The sequence below is a fragment of the Saccharomonospora xinjiangensis XJ-54 genome (assembly GCF_000258175.1).
Lineage (GTDB): Bacteria > Actinomycetota > Actinomycetes > Mycobacteriales > Pseudonocardiaceae > Saccharomonospora > Saccharomonospora xinjiangensis.
Genome location: NZ_JH636049.1, coordinates 4,032,279 through 4,048,926, shown reverse-complemented (window position 1 = coordinate 4,048,926; position 16,648 = coordinate 4,032,279). Strand labels below are relative to the sequence as shown.

Genomic DNA, 16,648 nt, shown 5'->3' with positions numbered 1-16,648 from the left:
GCTTTGCGGGTCGGCACCACGGCGTCCGGCCCTCTACGGGGCGCTCAGCGGCGTAGGGAACGCCTACCAGGACCGGAGCGTGGCGATTCGCTCCTCCAGCTGTTCCACCGTGGCCATCGCCGTGGGCGGACCGCCGCAGATGCGGCGCAACTCGTTGTGGATCGCACCGTGCGGCTTGCGTGTCCTGTGGTGATACAGGCCCACCAGCGCGTTCAGTTCCTTACGCAGCGCCTTGATCCGCTCGTTCACCGACGTGGGGCGCGGTGGCGGGGCGGACGGCTGCTCCTCGGCCGCGGGTTTGCGTCTCGAAGCATCGGCGAGCTGCTCCTCCTGACGCTTCCGCAGCAGCGCCCTCACCTGGTCGGCGTCGAGCAAACCCGGCAGGCCAAGGTATTCCTGCTCCTCCTCGCTCCCGGAGAAGACGGCGGTGCCGAACGAGTTGCCGTCGTAGATGACCTGGTCGAGTTCGGCCGACGCGCCGAGAGCGGTGAAGGACTTCTCCTCCTCGCCCGGCTCGTCCTCGGTGCGGTTGGCCGCGATGAGCAGCTCGTCGTCCCAGCCGTCCTTCTCCCTGTGCGGCTTGCCGAGCACGTGGTCGCGCTCGGCCTCCAGTTCGCTGGCCAGCTCCAGCAGCACCGGCACGCTCGGCAGGAAGACACTCGCCGTCTCCCCCTGCTGCCTCGACCGCACGAACCTCCCGATGGCCTGCGCGAAGAACAACGGCGTCGAGGCACTCGTGGCGTACACACCGACGGCCAGCCTCGGCACGTCAACACCCTCCGACACCATGCGCACCGCGACCAGCCAGCGTTCGTGCGATTCGGAGAACTCGCCGATGCGCCGGGTGGCCTTGGGATCGTCGGACAGCACCACGACCGGCTGCTCCCCCGCGATGTTCGTGAGGAGCTTCGCGTAGGCACGGGCGGTCTCCTGATCGGTGGCGATCACCAGGCCGCCCGCGTCGGGCATCCCGCTGGCCCGAAGCTGCGAGAGCCGGGTGTCGGCGGCCTGGAGCACCGCGGGCATCCACTCGCCCGACGGGTCGAGCGCGGTGCGCCACGCGCGTGCCGTCTGCTCCGCCGTGAGCGGCTCGCCGAGCCGGGCCGTGAACTCGTCACCCGCGCTCGTCCGCCACGACGCCTCGCCGGAGTAGGCGAGGAACACCACGGGCCGCACCACGCCGTCGGCGAGCGCGTCGGCGTAGTTGTAAGAGTGGTCGGCCCTGCTCCGCAGCGCCCCGTCGGCGTCGGGCTCGTAGGTGACGAACGGGATCGGTGAGTCGTCGCTGCGGAACGGCGTTCCGGTCAGCGCGAGCCTGCGCACGGCGGGCGTGAACGCCTCGGACACCGCGTCGCCCCAGGACTTCGCGTCTCCGGCGTGGTGGATCTCGTCGAGGATCACGAGCGTCTTACGGTTCTCCGTGCGCACCCTGTGCAGCGTGGGGTGTGCCGCCACCTGAGCGTAGGTGAGCGCGACACCCTGGTAGTCCGACGACGTCACACCCGTGGTGTTGCGGAAGTTCGAGTCGATGGCGATGCCCGCTCGCTCCGCCGACGCCGCCCACTGGTGCTTCAGGTGTTCGGTCGGCGTCACGATGGTGATCGCCTCGACGGTGCGGTCGGAGAGTAGTTCCGCCGCCACTCTCAGCCCGAACACGGTCTTGCCAGCGCCGGGCGTCGCCACGGCGAGGAAGTCCTTCGGTCTGCGGGTGAGGTACTTGGTGAGCGCCCGACGCTGCCACGCACGCAGGGGGCGGGCCGTCGCGTCGTGCGCCGGCTCGGGCGCGGCGTAACCCTGCACGCCGCCTCCGGCCTGTGCGGTCTCCGACACCGACGCTCCAACTCCTCGGACACACGGACATGCGAAAACCCTCACGAGGACGACCAGCTGGCTGCCGGCAGCCGTGCCGGGGTCGGTGAGGGTGCCCGCGAAAGCCTACCTGGCCCTGTGAAGGGAAACTCGGAAAGGACACGCCGCGGGGGTGGTCGAGCCGGGGGAGTCCGGATGGACCATGCTTGAAGCCGCGATGCAGACGCGAGACGGCGGCATTACCGACGGCGAGGGCGAACGCCGGCCCGCACGAGGGGTCAGGCGGAAAGGGCCATGGCGCCTGCTGAGCCGCACGGTGAACAAGGCGTGGGAAGGCAACATCTTCTCCGAATCGGCCGAGGCCGCGTTCTGGCAGACGTTGTCGTTGCCGCCCCTGCTGCTCGGATTGCTCGGCAGCCTCGGGTTCATCGGCGACTGGTTCGGCGAGAGCATCGTGCGCCAGGTACACGACAAGATCATCGCGTTCTCGGAGACGGTTTTCAGCGGCAGCGTCGTGTCACAGATTATCGAGCCGACGGTGGACGACATCCTGACCACGGGCAAGGGCGAGATCGTGTCCGTGGGTTTCCTCATCTCGCTGTGGGCCGGTTCCTCCGCCATGTCGTCCTTCGTGGACGCCATCACCGTGGCCCACGACCAGTACGGCGTCCGCAACGAGGTGTGGCAGCGGATTTTCGCGCTGCTGCTCTACCTCGCCAGTCTGGTGCTGCTGGTCATCGGGTTGCCGATCATCGCGATCGGACCCGATCTGCTGCCGAAGTTCTTCCCCGACGACTGGCAGCCGACCATCGCGTCGTGGCTGAGCGTGCTCTACTACCCGACGGTGGCCGTGCTGCTCGTCCTCGCGCTCGCCACGCTGTACAAGCTGTCCCTGCCGCGCAAGTTGCCGTGGCACCGCGGCCTTCCCGGCGCCGTGCTCGCGATGGTGATCTTCCTGCTCTCCAGTGTCGGGCTGCGCGTCTACATCAGCTGGATCACGACGACGGGCTACACCTACGGCGCGCTGGCGACCCCCATCGCGTTCCTGCTGTTCACGTTCTTCATCGGCCTCGCCATCGTGGCGGGCGCCTACTTCAACAGCGCCATCCAGGAACTCTGGCCCGCGAAGCTGACCCGCAGGCAACGTCGCAAGTGGCGCAGGCTGGAGATGGAACGGGTCAAGGAGCGCCTGCGAGCGGAGGACGAGGGCAGAAGCACGCTCTGGTATCGCACCACTCAGCCGCTGCGAAGGCCACGACGTGGCGAAGGCGAGAGCGGCACGGCGGGCGAGCCGGAGGGCACGGAGGAAGCCGAGGCGCCGGAGGGCACCGGCGCGGCACCGCGCGGCTCGGAACCACCCGCCGCCGCGGACCCTGGAAAGGCCGAAGGCCCGCGGCGGGGTGATTCGCGCTGACCCGCACCGGCGGGGTCGTCAGTCCTCGCCGCCCGGAGGCAGGTTCTCGAAAATCCGCTTGCACTCGGGGCACACGGGCGACCCCGGCTTCGGCGACTTCGTCACCGGGAAGACCTCTCCGCACAGGGCCACCACGTGCGTGCCCATGACCGCGCTTTCGGCGATCTTGTTCTTGCGCACGTAGTGGAACATCTTCGGAGAGTCGTCGTCCGTCGTGTCGGTGCTCTCCGGCCGGGTTTCCACGTCAGGCAGCGTCGTCGTACTCACGCCTTCCATGATGCCCCATGCTCGTCCACGGCCGGGATGCACGAGGATGCCTACCCGTGACCATGAAGCCCGACTCCACCCTGTCGATGTCCCCCGAGGTCGCCGACGCCGTGGCCACCCACGCCCCGGTCGTCGCGCTCGAAAGCACCCTGCTGTCCCACGGACTGCCACCAGGCCGCAACCTCAAGGTGGCGAGGCGGCTGGAACGGACGGTGCGCGACGCAGGCGCCGTTCCCGCCACCATCGCCGTGCTCGACGGAGTCGTCAGGGTGGGGTTGACCGATGCCGGACTGGAACGCGTCTGCGCACCCGATTCCGCGCTCGACAAGCTGTCGCTGCGAGACCTGGGACCGGCTGTGGCGCGGGGGTCCTCCGGAGCCACCACCGTGGCGAGCACGGCAGCGCTCGCGAACGTTTGCGGCATCGCGGTGTTCGCCACAGGAGGACTCGGCGGTGTGCACCACCCGCTTCCCGGTGCGGACGTGACATGGGACGTCTCGGCCGACCTCGGGGCGCTCGCGCGCATTCCGATCACCGTCGTGTGCTCGGGCATGAAGTCGATCCTCGACATCGGAGCGACCCTCGAAGTGCTCGAAACACAGTCTGTGCCCGTGCTCGGGTACCGCACCGACGACTTCCCCGCGTTCTACCTGCGCTCCTCCGGCCATCGCGTTCCGCACCGTGTTGACGATCCCGCTGAGGCCGCGGCCGTCGTCTCCGCGCACCGCGCGTTCGCCGGGTCGGGTGTGCTGCTGGCGAACCCCGTCCCTGCCGAGCACGAACTCGACCGCGCCGTGCACGACCGGTTGCTCGCCGAGGGCCTGGAGCTGATCCGGGACCGCGGCGTGAGCGGCGCCGACGTGACCCCCACGCTGCTGGAGCACTTCCACACGGCCAGCGGCGGCGCGAGCCTCGACGCGAACGAGGCCCTCGTGCTCTCCAATGCCGAACTCGCCGCCCGCATCGCCTCGGAGCTGGCGCGATGAGGGTGGTGGTTGTCGGAGACGTCGGCCTCGACATCGTCGCGCGGCACGACGAGCCCATCGTCTACGGCGGGGACGCTCGCGCGGCGGTGAACGTCACGGGAGGGGGCGCAGGTGCCAACACCGCGTTGTGGCTGCGGGATCGCGGCACCGACACCACGCTCGTGGCACGGGTCGGCGACGACGCGGGCGGGCGCCTCCTGCGTGGCGAGCTGGAAGCCGCCGGGGTGCACTGCGCGTTCGCCATCGACCCCGAGACGCCGACGTGTTGCGTGGTCGTGCTCGTCGATGCCGAGGGGCAGCGCACGATGTTGCCGGACCGGGGCGCGAACAAGAGGTTCCAGCCCTCGGACGTCACCGCCCCGGCATTGGAGGGAGCGACCCACCTGCATCTGTCCGGCTACGTGCTGCTGGACCCCTCTTCGAGGTGGGGCGGCCTGGAAGCACTCGCGCTGGCCAGGCGGCTGGGGCTCACGACGTCGGTGGACCCGCAGGCTGCGGCGCTGCTCACCGACCCGCAGGCGTTCCTCGACGACGTGCGGGGTGTTGACCTGCTGCTGCCGAACGCCGACGAGCTGCGCGCGCTGACCGGGTCCGAGGAACCCGAGGCCGCGCGGAGCCTGCTCGGCACGGTGGGCGCGGTCGCGGTCACGTTCGGCCTGCGCGGCGCGGCGTGGGTTGACGGCGACGGCATCGTGGTTGCCCCTGCGGAAGACGTGCCGTGCGTGGACAGCACCGGCGCAGGCGACGCCTTCGACGCCGGTGTCATCACCGGGTGGCTGCGAGGCGGCGCACCGGAGGCGATCCTCGCGCAGGGCGCCACACTCGGCGCGAGGGCCGTCAGCAAAGTGGGCGCGCAGCCGTAGTGCCTCGTGCGGCCGGGTTCCCGCATCGCCCGGGTTCCCGGCCGAGGTGCCCGGCCTACTTCCCGGAAGATCCGTCGCCCTGCTGCTCAGGCACGTCGATGACGTGGTGCGCTCGGCCTTCGATCGCCCGCGCCGAACGCTGGTACCTGCTGACCTGCTCGGCCTTGCGGGGTGGGCGGTCGTTGGCGATCAGGACCGCCACCCACGGCAGCGGAACCGACAGCAGGATGAGCGCCAGTGCCAGCCACCAGGTGTGGTAGAAGACTCCCGCGAGGACCAGGCACGGCAGCCGCAAGCTCATCATGATGACGTACTTGCGCCTGCGTGCGGCCTGCTCGTCGTCGTAGGAGGGCGCAGCCTCGGTGATCAGCACCGGAGCGGCGTGCTTGTCGTGCTCGTTCACCGCCTCACCTCCGCCGCCCATGCTCCCACCAGTCCTCTCGCGACGGCACCCCGGCCGGGTCACCCGGCGCGAGAACGGTGTCCGACGACGGGCGAGGTACCCGGCACGAGCCGCCCTCCCCCGCCCTTCCCGGTCGCGTGCGACGATGACACACCGTGAACGATGCTCTTCCCGAGTTCTCCACCGACACCTGTGCCCGGCTCAGGGATGCCTTCCGTGACGCGGGATACGACGCCGACGGCGTGGTTGACCTCCTCGGGCCCTCGGCCCACGCCGCGCTGGGACGAGGTGAACCGGAACCGGCGCGAAGGGCGAGCCGGGACGCGGGCGTCCTCGGCACGCTCGTGCGGTTGTTCCTGCTCGGCGACACCGAACCCGCCGACGCGGTGCGGTCGGCGCTGGCTCCGCTTCCGCTCGACGACGCGCTGGCCACCGGCATCGTCGTCGGCGGCGAGGCCGACAGCCTGCGCGCCGGGTTCGACATCCGCCCACACGGGGACGAACAGGGCGGCTGGTGGGTGGTGGCGGACCTCGATCCAGAGCAGGCAGGCAGGCAGGCCGCGCCCGACCACGTACTCGGCGTGGGGCACGCGTCCCTGAGCCTGGTGAGGGCCACCAGCAGGCGGCCCGCGGACAGTGTGCTCGATCTCGGCACCGGCAACGGCGTTCAGGCCCTGCACGCGACCCGCTACGCACGGCACGTCACCGCCACCGACACCTCCGCGAGGGCACTACGCCTCGCCGCCGCCACGTTCGCGCTCAACGAACTGGACGTCGAACTGCTGCGGGGTGAGTGGTTCGCGCCCGTGGCCCGCCGCCGGTTCGACCGGATCGTCTGCAACCCGCCGTTCGTGGTCGGACCGCCGGGGGTGGACTACGTCTACCGGGATTCGGGCCTCGCGGGCGACGACGCCAGCGCGCTGCTCGTGCGGCAACTGCCCGCCTTCCTCACCGAGGGCGGCTCCGGTCACCTGCTGGCGTCCTGGTTGCACGTGCGCGGCGAGGACTGGGCCGACCGCGTGCACCGGTGGCTGCCGGAGGGCACGGACGCGTGGTTCGTGCAACGCGATGTCGCCGACCCCGCGCTCTACGTGGGCACGTGGCTGCGCGACGCGGGTATCGATCCCCGCTCCGCCGAGGGGCAGGTCAAGGCGGGCGCGTGGCTGGACTGGTTCGCCGACAACGACGTGGAAGGCGTCGGATTCGGGTTCGTGACGCTGCGCCGCACGGAGTCGGCGACTCCGGCCGTCGTGTGTGAGGACCTGCGCCATGCCTTCGACGACCCGCTCGGTGAGGAGGCCGCGGCCTGGCTCGACCGCGTCGAGTGGCTTCGCTCCCACGACGACGTGCTCGACGTCGTCTACCGGGTGCCAGACTCGGTCGTGCTCGAACATGTCGAGCAGCCGAGCGAGGACGGCTGGAGCACCGTCGTGCGCAGATTGCACCGGGTGGACGGCCCTGGCTGGCAGCACGAACTGGACGAGCTGACCGCCGCGCTGCTCGCCGGTTGCCGGGGGGCGCTGCCGATGAACGACCTGCTGGAGTTGCTGGCCGCGGCAGGCGGCGAGGACGCCGAACTGCTGCGCACGGCGGCCCGCCCGCTCGTCGCCGAACTGGTGCGCCACGGGATGCTGGAGGAGAGCCGGTGAGGGCGGTGGTCGCACGAGTCGCCGAGGCGTCGGTGACGGTGGACGGCGACGTCGTCGGTGCGATCGACGAGCCGGGATTGCTCGTGCTCCTCGGCGTGCACACGGACGACACCGAAGAGCAGGCGGACACCATGGCCCGCAAGCTCCACGAGCTCCGGATTCTGCGCGATGAACAGTCGTGTGCGACGACGGGAGCGCCCTTGCTCGTGGTCAGTCAGTTCACGCTCTACGGCGACACGCGCCGGGGCAGGCGTCCTTCCTGGACGGCGGCGGCGAGGCCGGGGCACGCCGAGCCGATCGTGGACGCCGTCGTGCGGCAGCTCAGGGAAAGGGGCGCTCACGTTGCCACCGGACGGTTCGGCGCGATGATGTCGGTACACAGCGTGAACGACGGCCCGTTCACCGTCCTCGTCGAGGTCTGACGCGCCTGCCGTCGCTCTCCCTCGCCTGCCCTGTCCGTCCGAAAAGGTCTGAACCGGGCGTTTCCGAAGACACGCGAAAGGCATCCTCCACACGCGGGCGGTCGCATCGCCCGGTTGCCGTCGCGTGAGGGACTCAACACGTGCCGGTGCTCGGGAACGATTCGGTCCGGCACGACGTTGAGGGAGGTGTCCAGCCGGGGAGCTGGGCACGCGGGGCGAGTTCCACAGGCTCGTCACGCGACGCGCAGAAGCAGACGTGAGCGAAGCACGACACGTCAGCCCGTTGACCGGGGAGGCAAGATGTCCGTCCAGACACTCGACCGTGAGGCTCGCGGAATCCGCGAACGCGGCATTCCAGCGCCGACCCCCGACGACGTCGTTTCCGTGCCCATGGAGGAACACGCGGACCTCGACGCGCAGGGGCCTGCCGCCGATCTGGTGCGCGTGTACCTCAACGGCATCGGCAAGACCGCGCTGCTGACAGCGGACGAAGAGGTCGATCTCGCCAAGCGCATCGAGGCAGGCGTCTTCGCCCAGCACATGCTGGACACGTCCGACGACCTTCCTCGGGAGCGCAGGGCCGAACTGGCGGCCGTCGTCCGCGACGGCGAGCGCGCCAAGACCCACCTGCTTCAGGCGAACCTGCGCCTCGTGGTGTCGCTCGCGAAGCGGTACACGGGCAGGGGTATGCCGCTGCTCGACCTCATCCAGGAGGGCAACCTCGGGCTGATCCGCGCGGTCGAGAAGTTCGACTACGCCAAGGGGTTCAAGTTCTCCACATACGCGACGTGGTGGATCCGGCAGGCCATCACCCGTGGCATGGCGGATCAGGGCCGCACCATCCGCCTGCCTGTCCACCTCGTGGAGCAGGTGAACAAGCTGGCGCGCATCAAGCGCGATCTGCACCAGCGGCTCGGCAGGGAAGCCACCAACGAGGAACTGGCCGCCGAGTCCGGTATCCCCGAGACGAAGGTGGCGAGCTTGCTCGACCACGCCCGAGACCCGGTAAGCCTCGACATGCCCGTGGGCACCGAGGAGGACGCGCCGCTTGGCGACTTCATCGAGGACTCCGAGGCGACCGACGCGGAAAGCACAGTCATCTCCACGCTGTTGCAGGACGACCTTCGTCGGGTGCTCGCGACGCTCGACGACCGCGAGCAGCAGGTCATCCGCCTGCGCTACGGGCTCGACGACGGCCAGCCGCGCACGCTCGACCAGATCGGCAAGCACTTCAGCCTCTCCCGTGAACGCGTGCGGCAGATCGAGCGGGAGGTCATGTCGAAGCTGCGCCACGGCGAGCGGGCCGACCGGCTGCGCGCGTACGCGAGCTGACAACGACACATCACCCGGATGCCGTGTTGACTCACGCCCGGGTTCACGAGACGGTCGAGGGCGCTTCCGACAGGGACGCGGCCCCGACCGTCGTTCTTTCACGGCAGTCACGACGGTCGGGGCAAGCCGTGCCGATGGGTTGTGTGGCCCGGAGTGGATGTGGTCCTCGCGACCGGCTCGCCGGTCGCTCGCCCCGGAAGGTCGGGTCCGTCGGGGTGGGCCCGGCCTTCCGACCCACCGGCGGACACCACCTCGGAGCGCCGGTGATCTGCGTCGCGAGAGGGCGTGGGGGCGGCACGGCTTCGACGGCGCGCGCGATACGGTCTAGACCCCTGACCACGTGCAACGGAGCCCGAGCTGTGACTGTCACCACTCCTGGGCCGGGGCCGTCCCCCGCCCGCACCACTCGCGAGTTCAACCACACCGACGTTCTCCCCCTCGGCAAGGACACCAGCACCGAGTACCGGCTCGTGACGGCCGAAGGTGTGCGTGTCGTGGAGGCGGCGGGCAGGCGGTTCCTCCAGATCGAGCCGGAGACACTGACCCTGCTGGCGCGCACGGCGATCACCGACATCCAGCACCTCCTCCGGTCGTCCCACCTCGCGCAACTGCGCGCGATCGTGGACGACCCCGAGGCCAGTGGCAACGACCGGTTCGTGGCCATGGATCTGCTGCGCAACGCCGCCATCTCGGCGGGAGGCGTGCTGCCGATGTGCCAGGACACGGGCACGGCGATCGTGATCGGCAAGCGCGGTGAGGGCGTGCTCACCGGTGGCGACGACGAGCGGGCGCTGTCCAAGGGCGTCTTCGAGGCGTACCAGGAGCTGAACCTGCGCTACTCGCAGATGGCACCGCTGAACTTCTGGGAGGAACGCAACACGGGCACGAACCTGCCCGCGCAGGTGGAGCTTTACCACAAGGACGGCGGTACCGACCCTGCCTACGAGTTCCTGTTCATGGCCAAGGGCGGCGGCAGCGCCAACAAGACCTTCCTGTACCAGGAGACCAAGGCCGTCCTGAACCCGAAGCGGCTCGCCCGGTTCCTCGACGAGAAGCTGCGCAGCCTCGGCACGGCCGCGTGCCCGCCCTATCATCTCGCGATCGTCGTCGGCGGCATGTCCGCCGAGTACAACCTCAAGGTCGCCAAGCTGGCTTCGGCGCGCTACCTCGACGAGCTGCCTCGTGAGGGTTCCGAGCTGGGGCACGGGTTCCGCGACGTCGAACTCGAACAGCAGGTGCTGGAGATGACGCGCCAGTTCGGCATCGGCGCGCAGTTCGGAGGCAAATACTTCTGCCACGACGTGCGCGTGATCCGGCTGCCTCGCCACGGCGCCTCGTGCCCCGTCGGCATCGCCGTATCGTGCTCCGCCGACCGGCAGGCCAAGGCGAAGATCACCGCCGAGGGCGTGTTCATCGAGCAGCTCGAACGCGACCCGGCGCGGTTCTTGCCCGACGTGACCGCGGCCGAGCTGTCGGACGAGGTCGTCGAGGTGGACCTGAACCGCCCGATGGACCAGATCAGGGAGCAGTTGTCCAGCCTCCCCGTGAAGACGCGCCTGAGCCTGACCGGACCGCTGGTGGTGGCCCGCGACATCGCGCACGCCAAGATCGCGGAGCGGCTGGAGGCCGGCGAGGAGATGCCCCAGTACCTGCGTGATCACCCGGTGTACTACGCCGGTCCCGCGAAGACGCCGGAGGGCTACGCCTCCGGTTCGTTCGGCCCGACCACGGCAGGCCGCATGGACTCCTACGTCGCGCAGTTCCAGGCGGCGGGGGGCTCGCTGGTGATGCTGGCCAAGGGCAACAGGTCGAAGCAGGTCACCGAGTCCTGCCGTGCGCACGGCGGGTTCTACCTCGGCTCGATCGGTGGGCCCGCGGCGAGGCTGGCTCAGGACTGCATCAAGAAGGTCGAGGTTCTGGAGTATCCGGAACTCGGCATGGAAGCGGTGTGGCGCATCGAGGTCGAGGACTTCCCCGCCTTCATCGTCATCGACGACAAGGGCAACGACTTCTTCGCCGACACGTCGGAGCCGGTGCTCCAGATCTCGTTCCGCTCGTAACGCACCGCGCGGGGCTGACGCCAGGGCCCGAGGCCCGTGGTGTCAGCCCCGCGCGGTGTCAGTGCGTGTCTCGTTGGTGTTCGAGCACGACGACGCGCTTGCCAAGGGGCTCGTCGAGGTCCACGGTCAGCGGCGGGTACCGCATGTCCATGGTGCACATCGTGTTCTTGTCAGCCGGTTGCGACTCCACCAGCGTCACCTCGACCCGCTGGGCGGTCTGTTCGGCCACTGTCGCGCTGGCCCTCGTGCACCCGCCTTCCTGTGCCACGATCGTCAGTGTGCGTCCGCCCTCGTCCACGGCGACGTCCACGGGATGTCCATCGGGAAGCGCGCTCGCGTCGATCTGTCCTTTCGGGACCGGTCCACCGCCCGGCACCTCCTCGGGAGACCGGGAAAGCTCCTTCGACGCGGGTGGCGGACCACCTGCCTCGGCCGATCCACTGCCCGTCGCCGCTGTCTGTTCTCCGCACGCCGTCACGGTCAGCAACGCTGCCGCGGCGACGATTCCTCGAATCCACCTCATGTCCCCCTTGACGTAACGCGCCCGGGGTTAGGTTGCATGCCATGAACTCCCGTCCCCGGCTCGACCGCACCCTCGGCACCCGTGACGCCGTGGTCGTCGGGCTCGGCGCGATGCTCGGCGCAGGCGTGTTCACCGCTCTCGCCCCCGCAGCTGGTGCCGCGGGCTCTGGTGTCGTGCTCGCGCTCGCCCTCGCCGCTCTCGTGGCGTACTGCAACGCCACGGCGTCGGCGCGGCTCGCCGCCCGCTACCCGGATTCGGGCGGCACGTACGTGTACGGGACACTGCGGCTGGGCCCGTTCTGGGGTTACCTGGCAGGCTGGGGCTTCGTCGTCGGCAAGATCGCGAGTTGTGCGGCCATGGCGCTGACCGTGGTCACGTATGCGGTTCCGGGTCTCGCCCAGCCGTGGCGGGGGCTGGTCGCGGCCGGGGTCGTGGTCACGTTCACCGCTCTCAACTACGCGGGCGTGCGGAAATCGGCGCTCACCACCCGGGTGCTGGTGGTCTTCACCCTGGCGGTGCTGGGGCTCGTCGTGCTGGCGGTGGCCGTGGGCGGCCACGCCGACCTGGCGCGCGCCACACCGGCGGCGGGGCTCGACCCGCTCGGCGTGGTGGAAGCGGCAGGGTTGCTGTTCTTCGCTTTCGCCGGTTACGCGCGCATCGCGACTCTCGGCGAGGAGGTGCGTGACCCGCAGCGAACCATCCCGAGGGCCGTCCGCACGGCCCTGGCCGTGGTGCTGGCGGTCTACCTGCTCGTCACGGTCGCGGCGCTGGCTCAGCTCGGCCCCTCTGCGCTGGCCGCCAACCCCGATCCGCTCGCGCACGTGGTGGAGACGACGTCGTGGTCGGCGCTCGCCCCTGCGCTGCGGGTGGGCGCGGTGGTCGCGGCCGCCGGGTCGCTGCTCGCACTGCTGCTGGGGATTTCCCGCACCGTGCTCGCGATGAGCCGGGACGGCCACTTCCCGGCCACTCTCACCGCCGTCCACCCCAGGTTCGGTGTTCCCCACCACGCCGAACTGGCGGTGGGCGCGGTGGTGGCCGTACTCGCCGCCACGGCGGATCTGCGCGGTGTCATCGGCTTCTCGTCGTTCGCGGTGCTGATCTACTACGCCGTCGCGAACGCGAGCGCGTGGACGCTGCGCACCCGACGGCTCGTGCCCGCCGTCGGACTCGCCGGGTGCACCGTGCTGGCGGCAGGCCTGCCGTCGTCGTCCATCGTGGTGGGTACCGCGGTGCTGACGCTCGGCGTGCTGTTCTACGGCGTGCGGGCAGCGCTGGTCAAGAAGCGGCGCTGACCTGCTGTGATCACCGTGACCGCGGTGACCGCTGTGAGAACCGCGACGAACTAGTCGTACTCACGTTGCGGCCAGCGGGGCTCCGCAGCAGTTCCGGGAGTGTCGGCCATGCCGGGTGCGCCGGAGATGTCGAGATTCGGCGGGCTCAGGCGATGGGCGTGCAGGGGCGGTGCGGGCGCGAGCCGGATGGTGCCGTCCGTCGTGACACTCGTCGGGGACAAGCCGGGGACGGCGGTCTCGCACCGCTGCGCGGGGCGCTCCGTCCAGAGCTGTTCGTGGGAGCCCCGGCTCTGTTCCGGGATGGCCGACGCCGCGTGCGCGGCCGGACTCGCGGCGCCGTTCTCACGGCTCTCGTCCTGCCCAGGCTGGTGCTGCGAGGACGGCAGCGGGTGAGAGGGAGCGAATACGGCAGCACTGCCGTGAGGTGGCGTGCCCTGACCAGGCTGCGCCGCGGGGCCGGGTGCCCGCATGACCGGATACGCGGCGAACGGGTCGGCCACCACGGGCCTGCGGCGCTTCCTGGCCAGTCCCACGAGACCGAGCAACCCGGCAAGGCCGAGCAGGCCCCACGACGATCCGTCATCGGCTTTACCGCTCGGCTGTGCGGACGGTTGCTGAGCCGACACTTGTGCCTGTGCGATGGGTTCCGTTGGTGCCGCGTACGCCGCGGGTGCTCCGACCAGCGGCACGATCACACACGCCACCGCCAGCGTCCGGCAGGCGGTCACTTTGCGCATAACTGTCCTCCACGTCCGGTCACGACTCGTGCTACCCACTCCACCCCGGCTCCAGCTCGCCGCCACCCGACCGTGCGCGAGTCGTGACCACATCCGGTGAAACCGCGCGCACGACCTGGTCAGTACGGTGCCGCTGCCTCCCCGAATTCGGGGTCGAGGGTGGCGAGGCTGCCACCGTCACGGGGGTAGGAGATGCGGGTGGGGTCCCCGTCGGAGGTGTAGACCAGCCCGGGATCGGCTGCCAGCTTGTCCAGCCACGCCGCCGAACCGAACTCCGCCTCCACGCCGTCGGGCCCCTGCGACCGGATGCGTGGCACCGCCGCCGCGTCGAACCCCTCCGCGAACGGTGAGGGAGCGGGATTGGCACCCACCAACAGGACGGCGCGGTAGTCGTAGCCGTCGCCGCGCAACGCCAATTCCCCAGGATCCGGTCGCGCACCGAACGGCAGTGCCAGCGTGGCTGGCTCGTAGCCCGGCACCGCCTCGCGAATCGCCGCGTCCCCGTCCGCGATGGCCCGCCACGCCGCCTCCTGCGACGCCGAGCCGAGGTTGACGTGGCCGAGGGTGTGGTTGCCGACCTCGAAGCCGTTGTCCACGAGCCAGCGCAGTGCACGCCGCCCGGCCTCTCCACCGCCGAACGGCTCCTCGTTCACATAGACACTCGCGGTGGGGCGGAATCCCGGGTTCTCCCTCGCGACCTCCAGCAGCATCCCGATCGCCGTGTCGGGTGCGACGCGGGAGCCGTCCATCCGGATGGTGCTCGGATCACCGTCGTCGAAGGTCAGCACGACCGGGTGCGTGCCCGCGGGCAGGTCGAGCCGCCCCGTGGCGAGTTCGGCCGTGGTGACGGGAACGTAGTTCTCGTCGGCGAGCCTGCGCAGCTCCGCGACGAAATCCTCGGGCGTCCTGTCGTACACCGACGTCGGCTCCGCCACGATCCGGTGGTACATGAGCACGGGCACGACGCCGAGTTCGTTGGCACCGACCTCGGCGGCAGACGGGGCTCGAGTGGAGGGCGCCGGGGGCTCGCCCGTCCTTGTCGTCCCATGTGGACTCGCTTCGGGCGCGACCGTGTGCGTGCACCCCGCCATGACCAAGGCGGCTGCGGCGAGGGTCAGAAGACGTCGAAGAGCCATGCCCGGCAACGTAAGCCAGCCGGTCCCCCACCGCGGGCCGCGCTCACCCGACCGGTGATTCCTCTTCCCGCGACCGTCCGAGGCGAAGACACCGTGGGTAGCCCTGCGGCTGACCTGGCCACGACAACGGGAGGAAATCCGCGATGCCCAGGCTCCCATGGCGTCCACGATGGACAATCGCCGCGGTGTCGGCAGCCGCCGTCGCCGCCGCCGTGATCATTCCCCTCGGCGTCCTGGACGAGCCCGACGCGACCATCTCGGGTGTTCCCGGGCACCCCGTGATGCCGACGATTCTGGACCATGTGCGGATCACCTCCCCGCACGGGCTCGACGGACTGACGGCCACACTGGACGGTGAACCACTGCCCTTGCGCCCCGACGGTGACGCGCTGAAGCCCGAGGCCGGTCCCCTCCGCGAAGGTGTTCACCTGCTCGTCGTGTCCCCGCCGCCGGGACCGTTCGGCAACGCCGATCCGGTCCGCGCCGCCTTCAGTGTGGACGGCACTCCCCCCGAGCTGCGGATCTCGCCCGTCGAACCCGTCAAGCACGGCGCGGAGGGCACGATCCGGGGTATCGCGCCGGGAGCGGTGGAGGTGTCGGCCGAGGGACAGCGGACGCGGCCCGGCCCGGACGGCTCCTTCACGCTTCCCGTGAGGGCCGGAGCGGGCACCGTCACGGTCGTCGCGCGCGACGAGGCAGGCAATGTAGCCACCGACGAGGTCGCTGTCGCCCTCCGCCATCCCGGCATGAAGGCCGTGCATCTCTCGGCGAGCGCATGGGCGAGCGCGGAACTGCGCGAACCCGTGCTGGACCTCGTCCGCGAAGGCCGGATCGACACGGTGCAGCTCGACATCAAGGACGAGAGCGGACAGATCGGCTACGCCTCCCAGGTTCCGCTGGCACAGGAGATCGGCGCGAACACCGGCCTCTACGACGCGAGTGCCGCCCTCGATCTACTTCACGAGGAGGGCGTGCACGTCGTGGGCAGGCTCGTGGCGTTCCGCGATCCCGTGCTCGGCAGAGCGTCGTGGGAATCAGGGCACTACGACCGGGTCATCCAGACCACCGGCGGCAGCGCGTGGTCCGGGGGCTACGGCGACTACTCGTTCACCAACTTCGCCCACCCCGAGGTTCGTGCCTACAACATCGCTCTGGCTGAGGAAGCGGCCGAACTCGGCTTCGACGACATCCTCTACGACTACATCCGCAGGCCGGACGGCGACGTGAACGCCATGGTCTTCCCCGGGCTGACCACCTCACCGGAGGAATCGATCGCCGGTTTCCTCGCCGAGTCGCGCGACGCCGTGCACCAGCACGGAGCGTTCCAGGGCGCGTCGGTGTTCGGCATCGCCGCCACCCGGCCCGAACAGATCGCGCAGGACATCCCGGCCATGTCACAGCACGTGGACTACGTGGCCCCGATGGTGTACCCGTCGCACTGGGGCCCCGGCGAGTACGGTGTCGCGAGCCCGGAGAGCCAGCCTTACGACATCACGGCGCGCTCGCTCGCGGACTTCCAGAAGCTGGCCGAGGAGAACGGGCGCACGACGGTGATCCCGTGGCTCCAGGCGTTCAGCCTCGGCGTCGAGTACGGGCCCGACGAGATCCGCGCGCAGATCCAGGCGGCACAGGACGTGGGAATCGATTCTTTCCTGCTGTGGAACGCCGCCTGCCGGTACGACCCCAGCGCTCTGCCGCCCACCTGATTCCCGGGAAGGCGATCGGGTCACCCGCGAGCTGACCCCCGCCTGCCCA

At 70.2% G+C, this 16,648-nt stretch carries 15 protein-coding genes; 9 read left to right on the top strand and 6 right to left on the bottom strand.

Features of this window, described 5'->3' with window-relative positions; genetic code table 11:
* Window positions 1-63 precede the first annotated feature (63 nt).
* Window positions 64-1,830: a DEAD/DEAH box helicase gene (locus SACXIDRAFT_RS18360; protein ID WP_040922269.1), complete on the bottom strand. Its 1,767-nt coding sequence runs from the start codon at window positions 1,828-1,830 to the stop codon at window positions 64-66.
* A 196-nt stretch (window positions 1,831-2,026) separates the two neighbouring features.
* On the opposite strand from SACXIDRAFT_RS18360, the gene SACXIDRAFT_RS18355 reads away from it, so the two are divergent.
* Window positions 2,027-3,223 (top strand): YihY/virulence factor BrkB family protein, encoded by a 1,197-nt coding sequence (locus SACXIDRAFT_RS18355; protein ID WP_040922774.1) that lies wholly within the window; start codon window positions 2,027-2,029, stop codon window positions 3,221-3,223.
* Window positions 3,224-3,241: 18 nt separating this feature from the next.
* Here SACXIDRAFT_RS18355 and SACXIDRAFT_RS18350 read toward each other — a convergent pair whose 3' ends face one another.
* On the bottom strand, window positions 3,242-3,499 hold the full coding sequence (locus SACXIDRAFT_RS18350) for a DUF3039 domain-containing protein (protein WP_006240144.1): 258 nt from the start codon (window positions 3,497-3,499) through the stop codon (window positions 3,242-3,244).
* A gap of 53 nt (window positions 3,500-3,552) precedes the next feature.
* Here SACXIDRAFT_RS18350 and SACXIDRAFT_RS18345 point away from each other — a divergent pair, with 53 nt between their 5' ends.
* Together SACXIDRAFT_RS18345 and SACXIDRAFT_RS18340 are read left to right on the top strand one after the other, a co-directional pair.
* Window positions 3,553-4,476: a pseudouridine-5'-phosphate glycosidase gene (locus SACXIDRAFT_RS18345; protein ID WP_040922772.1), complete on the top strand. Its 924-nt coding sequence runs from the start codon at window positions 3,553-3,555 to the stop codon at window positions 4,474-4,476.
* Window positions 4,473-5,339 (top strand): carbohydrate kinase family protein, encoded by an 867-nt coding sequence (locus SACXIDRAFT_RS18340; RefSeq protein WP_006240141.1) that lies wholly within the window; start codon window positions 4,473-4,475, stop codon window positions 5,337-5,339. Before SACXIDRAFT_RS18345 ends, SACXIDRAFT_RS18340 begins: the two co-directional genes overlap by 4 nt.
* Window positions 5,340-5,394: 55 nt before the next feature.
* Here the strand turns inward: SACXIDRAFT_RS18340 and SACXIDRAFT_RS18335 are convergent, their stop codons facing one another.
* The gene (locus SACXIDRAFT_RS18335) at window positions 5,395-5,763 is read right to left on the bottom strand and encodes a DUF3099 domain-containing protein (protein WP_006240138.1); all 369 of its coding nucleotides are present in this window, start codon (window positions 5,761-5,763) and stop codon (window positions 5,395-5,397) included.
* Window positions 5,764-5,897: 134 nt separating this feature from the next.
* Between SACXIDRAFT_RS18335 and SACXIDRAFT_RS18330 the strand changes: the two genes are divergently transcribed.
* The 4 genes from SACXIDRAFT_RS18330 (at window position 5,898) to SACXIDRAFT_RS18315 (ending at window position 11,205) form a co-directional block, all read left to right on the top strand.
* Window positions 5,898-7,391, top strand: coding sequence for a DUF7782 domain-containing protein (locus SACXIDRAFT_RS18330; RefSeq protein ID WP_006240137.1), 1,494 nt, complete (start codon window positions 5,898-5,900; stop codon window positions 7,389-7,391).
* Window positions 7,388-7,813: a D-aminoacyl-tRNA deacylase gene (gene dtd / locus SACXIDRAFT_RS18325; RefSeq protein ID WP_006240136.1), complete on the top strand. Its 426-nt coding sequence runs from the start codon at window positions 7,388-7,390 to the stop codon at window positions 7,811-7,813. The genes SACXIDRAFT_RS18330 and dtd overlap by 4 nt, the downstream gene beginning before the upstream one ends.
* Before the next feature lie 300 nt (window positions 7,814-8,113).
* Window positions 8,114-9,145, top strand: a complete 1,032-nt coding sequence (locus tag SACXIDRAFT_RS18320) for a sigma-70 family RNA polymerase sigma factor (protein ID WP_006240135.1) — start codon at window positions 8,114-8,116, stop codon at window positions 9,143-9,145.
* Window positions 9,146-9,504: 359 nt separating this feature from the next.
* A complete protein-coding gene (locus tag SACXIDRAFT_RS18315) occupies window positions 9,505-11,205 on the top strand; it encodes a fumarate hydratase (protein ID WP_006240134.1) in 1,701 nt (566 codons plus the stop codon).
* Window positions 11,206-11,263: 58 nt separating this feature from the next.
* Here SACXIDRAFT_RS18315 and SACXIDRAFT_RS18310 read toward each other — a convergent pair whose 3' ends face one another.
* Complete coding sequence (locus SACXIDRAFT_RS18310) at window positions 11,264-11,728, bottom strand: hypothetical protein (protein WP_006240133.1); 465 nt, start codon at window positions 11,726-11,728, stop codon at window positions 11,264-11,266.
* A gap of 41 nt (window positions 11,729-11,769) precedes the next feature.
* On the opposite strand from SACXIDRAFT_RS18310, the gene SACXIDRAFT_RS18305 reads away from it, so the two are divergent.
* Window positions 11,770-13,020 (top strand): APC family permease, encoded by a 1,251-nt coding sequence (locus SACXIDRAFT_RS18305; protein ID WP_006240132.1) that lies wholly within the window; start codon window positions 11,770-11,772, stop codon window positions 13,018-13,020.
* Window positions 13,021-13,070: 50 nt separating this feature from the next.
* Here the strand turns inward: SACXIDRAFT_RS18305 and SACXIDRAFT_RS21845 are convergent, their stop codons facing one another.
* Both SACXIDRAFT_RS21845 and SACXIDRAFT_RS18295 read right to left on the bottom strand, forming a co-directional pair.
* On the bottom strand, window positions 13,071-13,757 hold the full coding sequence (locus SACXIDRAFT_RS21845) for a WGxxGxxG family protein (protein ID WP_006240131.1): 687 nt from the start codon (window positions 13,755-13,757) through the stop codon (window positions 13,071-13,073).
* Window positions 13,758-13,876: 119 nt separating this feature from the next.
* On the bottom strand, window positions 13,877-14,893 hold the full coding sequence (locus tag SACXIDRAFT_RS18295) for a polysaccharide deacetylase family protein (RefSeq protein WP_040922268.1): 1,017 nt from the start codon (window positions 14,891-14,893) through the stop codon (window positions 13,877-13,879).
* Between the two features lie 143 nt (window positions 14,894-15,036).
* On the opposite strand from SACXIDRAFT_RS18295, the gene SACXIDRAFT_RS18290 reads away from it, so the two are divergent.
* The gene (locus tag SACXIDRAFT_RS18290; protein ID WP_006240129.1) at window positions 15,037-16,599 is read left to right on the top strand and encodes a putative glycoside hydrolase; all 1,563 of its coding nucleotides are present in this window, start codon (window positions 15,037-15,039) and stop codon (window positions 16,597-16,599) included.
* Window positions 16,600-16,648 lie beyond the last annotated feature (49 nt).

What these genes read in the sequence shown, in the direction of transcription:
- SACXIDRAFT_RS18355 (WP_040922774.1), top strand. Translation starts at nt 2,027, where the DNA reads ATGCAGACGCGAGACGGCGGCATTACCGACGGCGAGGGCGAACGCCGG.
- SACXIDRAFT_RS18350 (WP_006240144.1), bottom strand. Translation starts at nt 3,499, where the DNA reads ATGGAAGGCGTGAGTACGACGACGCTGCCTGACGTGGAAACCCGGCCG.
- SACXIDRAFT_RS18345 (WP_040922772.1), top strand. Translation starts at nt 3,553, where the DNA reads ATGAAGCCCGACTCCACCCTGTCGATGTCCCCCGAGGTCGCCGACGCC.
- SACXIDRAFT_RS18340 (WP_006240141.1), top strand. Translation starts at nt 4,473, where the DNA reads ATGAGGGTGGTGGTTGTCGGAGACGTCGGCCTCGACATCGTCGCGCGG.
- SACXIDRAFT_RS18335 (WP_006240138.1), bottom strand. Translation starts at nt 5,763, where the DNA reads ATGGGCGGCGGAGGTGAGGCGGTGAACGAGCACGACAAGCACGCCGCT.
- SACXIDRAFT_RS18320 (WP_006240135.1), top strand. Translation starts at nt 8,114, where the DNA reads ATGTCCGTCCAGACACTCGACCGTGAGGCTCGCGGAATCCGCGAACGC.
- SACXIDRAFT_RS18310 (WP_006240133.1), bottom strand. Translation starts at nt 11,728, where the DNA reads ATGAGGTGGATTCGAGGAATCGTCGCCGCGGCAGCGTTGCTGACCGTG.
- SACXIDRAFT_RS18305 (WP_006240132.1), top strand. Translation starts at nt 11,770, where the DNA reads ATGAACTCCCGTCCCCGGCTCGACCGCACCCTCGGCACCCGTGACGCC.
- SACXIDRAFT_RS21845 (WP_006240131.1), bottom strand. Translation starts at nt 13,757, where the DNA reads ATGCGCAAAGTGACCGCCTGCCGGACGCTGGCGGTGGCGTGTGTGATC.
- SACXIDRAFT_RS18295 (WP_040922268.1), bottom strand. Translation starts at nt 14,893, where the DNA reads ATGGCTCTTCGACGTCTTCTGACCCTCGCCGCAGCCGCCTTGGTCATG.
- SACXIDRAFT_RS18290 (WP_006240129.1), top strand. Translation starts at nt 15,037, where the DNA reads ATGCCCAGGCTCCCATGGCGTCCACGATGGACAATCGCCGCGGTGTCG.